This is a genomic window from Chitinophaga niastensis (assembly GCF_003014755.1).
In the GTDB taxonomy this organism is placed as follows: domain Bacteria; phylum Bacteroidota; class Bacteroidia; order Chitinophagales; family Chitinophagaceae; genus Chitinophaga; species Chitinophaga niastensis.
The window spans coordinates 1,653,998-1,665,742 of record NZ_PYAW01000001.1; the positions used below are offsets into that span (position 1 = coordinate 1,653,998).

Below are 11,745 nucleotides of genomic sequence, written 5' to 3' on the forward strand. Positions count from 1 at the left end.
TATTTAAGCAACAAATGTTGGATTGGGGAAACCAGTTCAACATTTGTTGTTTATTGGACAATAATAATTATCCCTCTCCTTATCATCAATTCGAAGCTTTACTGGCTGCAGATGCGCTGCAAACGTTGGAAGTAAACGCCGGTAATGCCTTCCCTGCTTTGCAGGATTTTTATGATACACACCAGGACTGGCTTTTCGGACATCTTGCATACGATCTGAAAAATGAAGTCGTACCAGGCTTGCAGTCTAATAACTACGATGGTATTGGTTTTCCTGACATGTGCTTTTTTCGCCCACGTGTGGTCATGCAATTGCAGAAAGGACTGGTACACATAGGAGGAGAAGCATTCAGTGAACAGGATGCACACGCCGTATATACTGCCTGTTTACGTATGCCCGTTAACGTGGCCCCCGCTACTGTGCTGCACACGCAGCCACTACAGGCTCGCTTGGATCATCAGCAATATATCAGTGCCGTAAAAGACCTGCAGCAGCATATTCTGCATGGCGATTGTTATGAGGTGAATTTCTGCCGCGAAAATTACATGGAACAGGTAAACGTATACCCGCCGGCGTTATTCGCACAGCTGAATGCCTTGTCGCCGGCACCTTTTGCTGCCTATTATCGGCTGCATGATAAATACCTGGTATGTTCCAGCCCGGAGCGTTTTATACAGAAAAAAGGGAATACTGTTATCTCTCAACCTATCAAGGGTACCAGCAGAAAAGATCCTGATCCTGTTATAGATCAGCAATTACAGCAACAGCTGTATCAAAGCGCAAAAGAGCGCGCGGAAAATGTAATGGTAGTAGACCTGGTCAGAAATGATTTGTCTCACACCGCGTTGAAAGGCACCGTTAAAGTAACAGAACTCTTTGGCATCTATTCCTTTGCACATGTGCATCACATGATATCTACCATCTCCGCACAATTATCTCCCCAACTACCTGTAACGGAAGTGCTGCGCACCGCCTTTCCTATGGGCTCTATGACAGGAGCGCCTAAGATCAGGGTAATGCAACTGATAGAGCAATATGAGCAAACCCGCCGCGGACTTTACTCCGGTGCGGTAGGCTACATCACGCCAACAGGTGATTTTGATTTTAATGTGGTGATTCGCAGTATGCTGTATAATGCAGCTGATCAATATCTTTCCTTCCAGACAGGTTCCGCCATCACCTTCTATAGTGATCCGGAAAAAGAATGGGAAGAATGTTTACTGAAAGCTGCTGCCATGGAAAAAACCATTACCGGCTGAATAACTGCTCCATCGCTTCTCCGATAGTAGGATAGGAAAACTGAAATCCCGTTTGCTGTATTTTATCGGATGAGACCTTCATGCTTTTTAATACTTCCACACTCATCTCTCCCAGCGCCAGTTTCAGGGCAAAGGCCGGTACATAGGTAGTCATAAAGCTACGTCCTTTGGCTACGCGTGCCATGGTGAGTATCAGTTCCCGGTTGGTAACCGGATTAGGCGCAACCGCATTATAGATGCCTTCCAGCTTATCATTTACGATAGCGTTGAAATACAACCGTACCAGATCCTGCAGGTGTATCCAGCTGATAAGCTGATCACCGGAACCTAAAATAGTGGCAAATCCAAACCGGAGTGGTTTGTAGAATTCCTGCAAAGCCCCGCCATCTCTGCTCAGCGCAATGCCTGTACGGAAAATAACCAGTTTCTTGTCAAGTGTAGTTACCTGCGAAATACTTTGTTCCCAGGCAGCCGTGGTGGTACCCAGGTAATCTGTTGCCGCAGGATCTGTTTCTATGAAAGTATGGTTTTTAAATTCGCCATAGTAGCCCGTTGCCGAGGCACTGATCACTTTTTTAACCTTATTGGGATAGGATTGAAGTGTTTTGAAAATGAGTTCGCCACTCTTTGTGCGGCTGTCGATGATTTCCTGTTTACGGGCGGCTGTCCAGCGTTTTTCTGCTACATTGGCGCCTGCCAGATGTACAATATAGTCCGCCTTTAGCAGGGCATCTTTATCTATTGTTTGCGTATCAATGTTCCAGTGGGCATATGTAACTGCTTCGTTGCTGCCTTCCCCGGGGCGTCTGCTAAGAATGATCACTTTGTAGCCGCGCTCCAGCAGCAGCCGGGTTAACGCCGTACCTACCAGTCCTGTGCCACCGGTTATAATAACGGTCTCCATTCAGTATAGCTGCTTTTTTAAAATAATTTATTAAAAATACACAATAAATTGCCCCTTTTGGAATTTAAGTAAAAGCAAAGCGTACCGGACTGAAATTGACAGATTATTTCTGAATTTTAATGTAAGTTTGAAAATGGTGCATACAAATGTGCCTACTGCTTTATCACCACAATATTTGAAATCTATCTATCGCATGCAAACGCTATACCGCATACAGTTGTTATTGTTGCTGCTTTTCGCCGGCACTGCAGCAATGGCTCAGAAAATATCCTATTCCGAACCTGAAAAAGATGATTACAAAAGCACTGAGTTTGAAATCATTGGTAAGGTAGGAGGAAATATGCTCGTTTATAAAACAGATCGTGGAGATTATTCCGTATCTGTTTACGATAATGCTATGCAGCTGAAAGATAGGGTGAAGCTGGATTTCCTTCCCCGCAAAGTGATCAGCATGGACTTTGTGGCCTATCCTGATAAAGTGCTCATGATCTATCAGTTTCAGCACAAGGATGCGGTATACAGCTTCTGCGCTACTATGACGCCGGACGCTAAGTTCAACGATGCGCCGCTGATGATTGATTCTACCCGCATAGGACTTTATTCCAAAGAGAACAAAGTGTATTCAGTAGAAGTGTCGGAAGATAAGCACCGCATTATGGTGTATAAGATTAACCAGGATAAGGAAGATAATAATGTTTTTTATACTTTCCTGTACGACAGCGCCATGAGCCTGGTAAACAACAGCCGGTTGTCGCTTCCGATGCAAACAAAAAAGCAGTTCCTCAGTAATTTCAATCTTACTAATACAGGTGATTTTATCTTCAATAAACTGGAACGTACCTCCAACCGGGATTATGTAATTAGCGGTAGTATGGTAATGAAACGTACGCTGGTGGATAGTTTCGAGACATCGGCCATGCAGTTTAAAGCCCAGCTGCTCGATGAAGTGAAGATGAAACTGGATAACAACAGGCATACTGCCCTGGTAACCGCTTTTTATTACAAACAGAAGCGAGGCAATGTGGAAGGTATGTATCTGTATAAGTATGATTTGAGTAATAATAAAACTCTGTATGAAAAATCAACGGTCTTTCCGGAAGACCTGAAAACGAATGCCCGTGGAGAATCCAGTACCAACAGTGCTTTCAACGATTATTTCATCAGGAAGATCATCAATACCAATAATGGTGGATTCCTGCTTACCGCAGAATCTTTTTATACATCTTCCCGCTACCAACCCTGGAACCGCTGGAATTACATGTATGGCAGCCCTTATGGCGGCATGTATGCACCTTATTATTATTCTCCTTATTCTCCCATGTATTATAATCCTTTGAACTGGAATAATTCACAGGGTTTGCGGTATCATTATGATAATGTAGTGGTATTGTCTTTTGATGAAGAGGGAAATATGCAATGGAATAATTTTCTGCATAAGAGCCAGTTTGATGATAATGCTGATCTGTATTTGTCTTACCTGATGGTAAACGTTGGCAGTGAGTTGCGTTTCCTTTATAATGAATTAGACAGAAGAAATTATTTGCTGACAGATGTGAGCCTGGCGCCCGGAGGAAAAGTAAACCGTATGCCTACGCTGCGCAACCTGGACAAAGGTTTCACCTGGATGCCCAGATATGGTAAACAAATCAGCGGCCGTACTGTAGTAATACCATGTATCTACAGGAATTATATTTGCTTTGCTAAAATTGACTTTTAATCACACCTTTGTATTGTGATAAGATTTTTCCGTTCAGGCAATCCACTAACGGTATTGCTGTTGTTATTATATACACTGCTTGTTAAGTTTTACTATCTGATTCATCCGTCTACCTTTATGGCCGACGGATCAGAAGGGCTTTTATATCATCTGCTGGTAAAGTGGATGCAAAGCCTGGTGGGGAGCAGCCCCTTGTTTTTTACATCCCTGGCGGTATTGCTGTTATTGTTGCAATCACTGTTGTTTACCAAAATTATCAACCATCACCGGTTGTTTGCCAGGCCTACATATTTGCCGGCTATGTGTTTCCTGCTTTTCACGTCTATGTTGCAAAGCTGGAATATATTTTCACCTGCTTTAATCGTCAACCTGATTATGCTCTGGGTATTTTCCAGTATAACGGAGTTGTATACACGTACATCTGCGCGTGATGTGGTATTTAATATAGGTTTTGCATTGGGCGTATGTGGACTGTTTTATTTCCCGTCCGTTATTTTATGTGTGCTGTTACTGGCGAGCATGCTGATTATGCGCGCTTTTCGGCTGGCAGAATGGATTATTGCGTTGCTGGGGTTGATTTGCCCACTGTATCTGATAGGCACTTATTTATTCCTTACTAACCAAATGACTTTATTGCGAAAGATCCCAAACATAGGGTTGTCATTGCCCATGATTAAGGATTATAAGGTATGGGGAGCAATGGTCGCCTGTTTATTCTTTTTTATAATAGGCTGGTTATTATTACAACGACCGCTGAAAAAAATGTTGATACAGGGCCGTAAAATATGGGCGGTATTAATCATATATGTATTGGTAGCCATGTTTGTGCCGTTCTTTAACGCGCACTTTTCTGCTGCTTATTGGGTACTGGCAGTATTGCCGGTAGCCATGTTTGCCGGCAATGTATTCTGGTCCGTTACCAACGACACTTTTGCCAATATTATCCACTTTATTGTGCTGGCATATGTGATTGTTATGCAATATTTCAGCTAAATCCTCTTTTTAAGAGCTTGATTTCCAGTAATTTGTTAAATCAGGATAAACGGCAATGGAAAATTGCGAGCGGCGAAGTAATTTTGTCCTTTCCCGTTAGTTTTGTCAATCATGAATAATGTGATAAAAACGCGGGGAAAAAGAAACTTTTAAAAGCATTATTTACACATAAACACAAAACATTTTCAGATGAAATTTGGCGTTGTCACCTTTCCGGGTTCTAACTGTGATCATGATATGATTGATTCCCTGCGTAATGATCTGGGACAAGAAGTAATAGAGCTGTGGCATAAGGATAGAGACCTGAGCGCATTCAGCACAACAGATTGTATTGTATTACCGGGTGGTTTTTCATTTGGAGATTACCTGCGTTGTGGTGCTATTGCGAAGTTCAGCCCTATGATGCAGAGTGTGATTGAGTTTGCCAACAAAGGTGGTCGTGTAATAGGTATTTGCAATGGTTTCCAGGTATTGTGTGAAGCCGGCCTGTTGCCAGGTGTATTATTACAGAATCAAAATCAGCAGTTCATTTGCAAGAATATATTCCTGAAAAGTGAAAATGCAGCTACTTCCCTTACCAAAGACGTTACCGGCAGACCGCTGATGATCCCTATTGCACACGGAGAAGGCCGTTACTATGCGGATGATACAACCCTGGATGAACTGTTCAGAAACAACCAGGTATTGTTCCGCTACTGCGATGAATTTGGCAATATTATTGAAACGGCTAACCATAACGGTGCCATCCGTAATATCGCAGGTATCTGTAATAAAGAAAGAAATGTGTTTGGTATGATGCCTCACCCGGAAAGGGCTACCAGCCTGGCCTTGGGTAATACAGACGGGCAGCTGATTTTACAGAGTCTGATCAATAATAATTAATAATACGAATACGTCAAACCAAACCAACCAACCAATTAAAAAGAAAAGCATGAAAAAATTATTAACAGCACTGGCTTTGTTCGCCTTGCCCATTCTGGCAAGTGCACAAATAGAGAATCCGGTAAAATGGAATTTCACTGCTAAAAAGGTTAATGCCACTACTTACGAAGTACACGCTACCGCTACTATTGATGCTGGCTGGCATGTATACGCGCAGGTAGCCGGAGAAGGCCCGGTACCTACTACCTTCAAATTCACTAAAAATCCGCTGACTGCCTTAGCTGGTAAAGTAGAAGAAGTGGGTAAACTGCATAAATCATTTGATAAAAACTTCAACTCAGAGCTGAAATATTACGAAAGCACAGTTGATTTTGTACAGAAAGTTACTGTAAAAGGTAAAGCTGCTACTAAGGTGAAAGGTTCTGTAGAGTTCATGGTTTGTGATGACCATCAATGCTTGCCTCCAAAAGAAGTGGAATTTGCGGTTAGTGTAGGAGGAAAATAAATTGTATCCGGTAACTGATAAAGATAATCATCAAGCGAGTTCCTGTCCGGGGAACTCGTTTGTTGTTTTTTTCAGATCTATATTATTTAAAGCCTATTGACTTTATGAAGCATTTGCTTTCATTTTTGATACCTGTTTTTGCCCTTTTTGCGCTCAGCGCAAATGCGCAGGAACAAAGCCCGAAGCCTGTGAAATGGCAGTTTTCTGCAGAAAAGAAAAATGACCAGGAATATGTGTTGCACCTGAAAGGCACCGTAGAAAAAGGCTGGCTGCTTTTTTCCACTACTATGGGAAATGATGATCCTAATACGAGAGTGGTACTGGATAGCGTAGCAGCATCAGTAGCCGGTATTTCAGCCATTAAAGAAGCTGGTAAACTGAATACCCGTAAGGAACCACTCTTTGATAATTTAGAGATCAAATACTTTGAAAATACAGTTGACCTGGAAACAACGGTGAAATTTACCGGCGCTGTTCCCAACGTTTTTAAAGGAAGTGTTAATTACATGGCACTGAAAGGAGACGAAGCTGTAGGACCTGAGGAAGAAGCGTTTAAGTTTACTAAAGATGCCTCCGGAAATCTGACCAACGTTGCAGCCGGATTAAAGGAATCTGCGGATAACGCGCAAACGCTCAAGCGCACCGCTATTGATTTGCAGCATCCTGTAAAGGCCTGCGGCGGTACCGGACAGGAAGGCGGTGGTAAAAAAAGCCTCTGGGGTTTATTTATCCTGGGTATGCTGGGCGGTTTCATTGCCTTATTTACACCATGCGTATTTCCTATGATTCCGTTAACGGTTTCTTTCTTCACAAAACAATCGCAGGATAAGAAAAAAGGGGTGATGAATGCTATCATCTATGGTTTCTTCATCTTCCTGATATATGTGCTGTTGAGTTTACCGTTCCACTTCCTGGATTCATTAAATCCGGAAATACTGAATAATATCTCTACCAATATCTGGTTGAACCTGACCTTTTTTGTCATCTTCATTGTATTTGCTATTTCTTTCTTTGGATACTTTGAAATCAGTATGCCAAGCAGTCTGGCAAACAAAGTAGATGCAAAAAGCAGTGTGGGTGGCCTTGTAGGTATTTTCTTTATGGCATTGACCCTGGCACTGGTATCATTCTCCTGTACAGGCCCCATTCTTGGTTCATTACTGGCAGGCTCCCTGTCTACAGATGGTGGAGCTATTCAGCTTTCTGTAGGTATGGGTGGCTTTGGATTTGCGCTGGCACTGCCTTTTGCGCTGTTTGCTTTATTCCCGGGATGGCTGAATTCACTGCCAAAATCCGGTGGATGGCTTACTTCTGTAAAGGTAGTATTGGGCTTCCTGGAGTTGGCAATGGCTATCAAGTTCCTGTCAAATGCTGATCTGGTAAAACATTGGGGTATCCTGAAACGTGAAGTATTTTTTGCTATCTGGATCATCATTGGTGTTTGTATTGTATTATACCTGTTTGGTAAGATCCGCTTCCCGCATGATTCTCCTATCAAAAAACTGAGTAAAGGAAGAATTACGCTGGCATTGGTTTTCCTGGCATTTACCATTTACCTGGTGCCGGGCGTTACCAATACCAAATATGCTAACCGTTCATTGATCAGCGGATTCCCGCCACCATTGAGTTACAGCATTTATGGAGAAGATGCAGCGAAAGGGGTAGAAGCCAATGTGGTAAATGATTATGAGAAAGCGCTGAAACTGGCTAAAGAACAAAACAAACCGATCCTGCTCGACTTTACCGGCTGGGCATGCGTAAACTGCCGTAAAATGGAAGAAAACGTGTGGCCGAATGATGAAGTAAAAGTATTGATCCAGAAGGATTATATCCTGGTTTCCCTGTATGTGGATGACCGGAAATTATTGCCGGAAGATCAGCAGTTCCTGTTCACTACCAGCAATGGGCATAAGAAGGAAATCAAAACGATTGGGGATAAGTTTGCTACTATGCAAACAGAAAATTTCACCAATAACTCCCAGCCTTTTTATGTGTTGATCAGCCCTGATGAAAAACTGCTGACACATCCTGTTGGTTATACACCGGATGCAAAAGCATATGCTGACTGGCTGAAATGTGGTCTGGAAGCATTTAAGAGCGCTAAATAATAACGCTGTTTTTATATAACGAGAAGGGCTATACGATTTGTATAGCCCTTCTCGTTTATTTTTTTAGGTAGATGATTAAAACACGTATGACAGCAATTCACCTGCGGGGATCTTCTCCTGCTTGCCATTGGTAAGGTTCTTCACGCTTACCAGGTTCTCCTGCAGTTCAGATTCTCCCAGGATAATTACATAAGGGATACTTCTTTTATCTGCATATTTCATCTGCTTATCCATCTTTGCATTTTCGTGGAACAATTCAGCGGCAATACCTTTGCCACGGAGTTGCATCATATAGCTGAAAGCAGCGCGGGCGCTGGCTTCTCCGAGGTTCAGGAATAACACACGGGTAGATTGTTGTGCGGTTTGCGGGAATAACTGCAGTTCTTCCAGTACATCGTAGATGCGGTCTACGCCAAAGGAAATACCAACGCCGGAAATGCCGGGTAAGCCGAAGAGGCCCGTCAGATCATCATATCGGCCTCCGCCCCCTATGCTGCCCATTTTTACGGTAGCAGGTGCTTTCACTTCCACGATTAACCCGGTGTAGTAGTTAAGACCACGCGCGAGTGTTACATCAATGATGGGAGTAGTAGTGAAATTGCCGTAGCCGGAATTAATTACAAAAGATAGTTCTTCAATACCTTTCAGGGCAGTGGGAGAGGATTGCAGCAAGTCTGTAAGCTTCGCCAGCTTTTCGTCACTTGTACCCTCAATAGCCAGGAATTTTTCAATGGTAGTAATGTCTGCATCTGTTAAACCACGTTCCTGTAATTCCTTTCTAACACCTTCTGCGCCTATCTTATCCAGCTTATCGATGGAGATGGTAATATCTGTTAATAGTTCTTGCTTGCCAATTACTTCTGCTAAACCGAACAATATTTTGCGGTTGTTGATGCGTAATTCATAGCCTTGCAAGCCTAGTTTGGTTAATACCGTATCGTAAATCAGCAGGAGTTCTACTTCATTTAGCAGGGAATTGCTACCTACCACATCGGCATCACATTGGTAAAACTCGCGATAGCGGCCTCTTTGCGGCCTGTCTGCGCGCCATACCGGTTGCATCTGGTAGCGTTTGAATGGAAGCGCCAGTTCATTTTGGTTCATTACCACATAACGGGCAAAAGGAATCGTAAGGTCATAACGTAATGCCTTTTCAGTGATAGCAGATACCAGTTCTTTGTTATCTATTGCTTGTTGGGCTTCGTTATAAATATCTCCGTTGTTCAATACTTTGAACATCAGTTTATCTCCTTCTTCTCCGTATTTACCGGTGAGGGTAGATAAATTCTCCATTGCAGGAGTTTCCAGCGGCTGGAAACCGAATACCTCAAAGGTTTCGCGGATGGTCTGGAAAATATAATTACGTTTTCTTACTACCACCGGACCAAAATCACGGGTACCTTTAGGAATGCCGGGTTTTATCATCTCAAAAAATTATTAAAAAAGTTATTGTTCCTGGTCTGCAATGTTTTCGCAGGCCTCATAAATCATTTTATATACCGGTGCAAACAAAGCCTCATCAAACCACGGATCCGGTACATCCTGTTGTTCCGGCAACAGGAAATGGACCTTTGCTTTATCAGATTCGTTGCGGGCCTGGCGGAGCACATTGGTGTAATTGCTGCGGTCCATCACGTATATGCGGTCAAATGAATCAAAATCACTTGTCTTAAACTGGCGGCCGCGTAAGCCGGAAATGTCTACACCCTGTCTCCTGGCTTCTTTTATGGCCCTGTGGTCTGGTGGATCGCCCACGTGCCAGTCACCGGTGCCGGCTGAATCAATCTCCCAGCCTAGTCCCCGCACTGTTGCCAGGTGTCTCATAATGCCTTCTGCCAGTGGAGAACGACAAATATTACCCAGGCATACCATCAATATCTTCATGGTGACGAATATTTGAATATCAGCCCGCAAACCTACAAGATATTATGGAAATCTGCATCCATTTGCATCTTTATAATGTTGGTTGCCTCGAAATAGCGAGGATAGCAGTAACATCCCTTTACGACAAAACTTCATCTTATGTCAATTGTAATTCCCGGGAAATGATGAAATTTTAAATCAAAAAATTACAACATGTTGGAAAAATGCCTCAAATTGCGACTGATAAAGCAAATGAGATAGGTTTTAACATATTTTTTTAACATTTCTCTAAAATTCTCAATGCCCGATTAAAAAATATTTTTTTGTATAATTGTAATTCGCAACATGGAAAGACAAGAAGAACAAACAAACAGTCGACAGGAAAATAAGTATCGGCCCATGGGTGAGCTGATCAGAGGTATTATTTTTATTCTCTTTGGCCTGTTCGCAATTTTTGCGGAAAAACTGGGTATGGGAGAGTTCCGTATATCCCCAACATCAATGAGCGTAGTAGGTGCAGTATTATTACTGTATGGCCTCTTCAGAGTCTACAATGGGATAAGAAAGCTTTTTTTTAACAGGAACTAAAGGGAATGTGATATGTTTTTCAGTTTTACAAAAATGAATGCCGTATATTTAGCGGCAGTAACTTTGCTGGTGGCTTGTGGCCCTAATCCCAATGCGAAGAAATTAGATACAGCTACAGAAGGCACGATTCACATTAGCGTGGATGAAACATACAGACCACTGATAGATTCTGAAATAAAAGTTTTTGAATCGCTGTATCCCAAAGCACACATCATTCCTTCCTATAAACCGGAGGCTGATTGCTTTAAAGATCTTTTAAATGATAGTGCCCGCCTGGTGATCGTTACCCGCGATCTGAATCAACAGGAGCTTGATTATATCAAACATTCCAGGATAGTGCCCAATAGCCTGTTATTAGCATGGGATGCACTTGCACTGGTAGTTAATCGCAACAATCCTGATTCTATTTTGAATATGGAACAGGTGCGTGGTATTATGGACGGTACCAATACAGAGAAGAAATGGCAACTGGTGTTTGATAATGCCAACTCAAGCACCGTTCGTTATATAATGGACTCCATCAATAAAGGTAAACCTTTGCCAGCCAATACCATGGCAGCAAAAACAAATCCTGAAGTAGTGGATTACGTATCAAAAAACAAAGACGCTATTGGTGTGATAGGTGTAAGCTGGATCTCTGATCCTAATGATTCAACGTCTATGGCTTTTACGAATAAAGTATCGGTAGTAAGATTAAGAGCAGACGGCGGATCAGATTTTGTGAAACCATACCAGGCGTATATTGGTATTGGTTCCTATCCATTAAAGCGTGGTTTCTTTTATTGCCTGAAAGAGCCTCACCATGGCTTAGGCACAGGATTTGCAACTTTCCTTGGTAGTTATGAAGGACAGCTCGTTATCAAGCAGTTCAGATTATTTCCGGCGAGATTGAATGTAGTATTCAGGGAAGCCAATCTTAAATAATA

11 protein-coding genes are annotated in these 11,745 nt (G+C 42.5%); 8 read left to right on the forward strand and 3 right to left on the reverse strand.

The window, feature by feature from the left end:
- The first annotated feature begins 14 nt into the window (after positions 1-14).
- Positions 15-1,259 (forward strand): anthranilate synthase component I family protein, encoded by a 1,245-nt coding sequence (locus CLV51_RS06925; protein ID WP_106527241.1) that lies wholly within the window; start codon positions 15-17, stop codon positions 1,257-1,259.
- Here the strand turns inward: CLV51_RS06925 and CLV51_RS06930 are convergent.
- Positions 1,249-2,163: a TIGR01777 family oxidoreductase gene (locus CLV51_RS06930; protein ID WP_106527242.1), complete on the reverse strand. Its 915-nt coding sequence runs from the start codon at positions 2,161-2,163 to the stop codon at positions 1,249-1,251. The genes CLV51_RS06925 and CLV51_RS06930 overlap by 11 nt on opposite strands.
- Positions 2,164-2,296: 133 nt before the next feature.
- Between CLV51_RS06930 and CLV51_RS06935 the strand changes: the two genes are divergently transcribed.
- From CLV51_RS06935 to CLV51_RS06955, 5 genes are all read left to right on the forward strand, one after another.
- The gene (locus CLV51_RS06935) at positions 2,297-3,880 is read left to right on the forward strand and encodes a hypothetical protein (RefSeq protein WP_106527243.1); all 1,584 of its coding nucleotides are present in this window, start codon (positions 2,297-2,299) and stop codon (positions 3,878-3,880) included.
- 15 nt (positions 3,881-3,895) lie between these two features.
- Positions 3,896-4,873 carry a hypothetical protein gene (locus CLV51_RS06940; protein ID WP_106527244.1) on the forward strand — a complete coding sequence of 326 codons (978 nt, stop codon included), beginning with the start codon at positions 3,896-3,898 and terminating at the stop codon, positions 4,871-4,873.
- A gap of 189 nt (positions 4,874-5,062) precedes the next feature.
- A complete protein-coding gene (purQ, locus tag CLV51_RS06945) occupies positions 5,063-5,755 on the forward strand; it encodes a phosphoribosylformylglycinamidine synthase subunit PurQ (RefSeq protein ID WP_106527245.1) in 693 nt (230 codons plus the stop codon).
- 49 nt (positions 5,756-5,804) lie between these two features.
- Positions 5,805-6,260: a protein-disulfide reductase DsbD domain-containing protein gene (locus CLV51_RS06950; RefSeq protein WP_106527246.1), complete on the forward strand. Its 456-nt coding sequence runs from the start codon at positions 5,805-5,807 to the stop codon at positions 6,258-6,260.
- Positions 6,261-6,364: 104 nt separating this feature from the next.
- A complete protein-coding gene (locus tag CLV51_RS06955; RefSeq protein ID WP_106527247.1) occupies positions 6,365-8,368 on the forward strand; it encodes a protein-disulfide reductase DsbD family protein in 2,004 nt (667 codons plus the stop codon).
- A 75-nt stretch (positions 8,369-8,443) separates the two neighbouring features.
- Here CLV51_RS06955 and hisS read toward each other — a convergent pair whose 3' ends face one another.
- Together hisS and CLV51_RS06965 are read right to left on the reverse strand one after the other, a co-directional pair.
- Complete coding sequence (gene hisS, locus CLV51_RS06960) at positions 8,444-9,793, reverse strand: histidine--tRNA ligase (RefSeq protein WP_106527248.1); 1,350 nt, start codon at positions 9,791-9,793, stop codon at positions 8,444-8,446.
- A 21-nt stretch (positions 9,794-9,814) separates the two neighbouring features.
- Positions 9,815-10,252: a low molecular weight protein-tyrosine-phosphatase gene (locus CLV51_RS06965; protein ID WP_106527249.1), complete on the reverse strand. Its 438-nt coding sequence runs from the start codon at positions 10,250-10,252 to the stop codon at positions 9,815-9,817.
- Positions 10,253-10,576: 324 nt separating this feature from the next.
- Here CLV51_RS06965 and CLV51_RS06970 point away from each other — a divergent pair, with 324 nt between their 5' ends.
- Both CLV51_RS06970 and CLV51_RS06975 read left to right on the forward strand, forming a co-directional pair.
- Positions 10,577-10,819: a hypothetical protein gene (locus CLV51_RS06970; RefSeq protein WP_106527250.1), complete on the forward strand. Its 243-nt coding sequence runs from the start codon at positions 10,577-10,579 to the stop codon at positions 10,817-10,819.
- 12 nt (positions 10,820-10,831) lie between these two features.
- On the forward strand, positions 10,832-11,743 hold the full coding sequence (locus CLV51_RS06975) for a substrate-binding domain-containing protein (protein ID WP_106527251.1): 912 nt from the start codon (positions 10,832-10,834) through the stop codon (positions 11,741-11,743).
- The last annotated feature ends 2 nt before the right edge of the window (positions 11,744-11,745 follow it).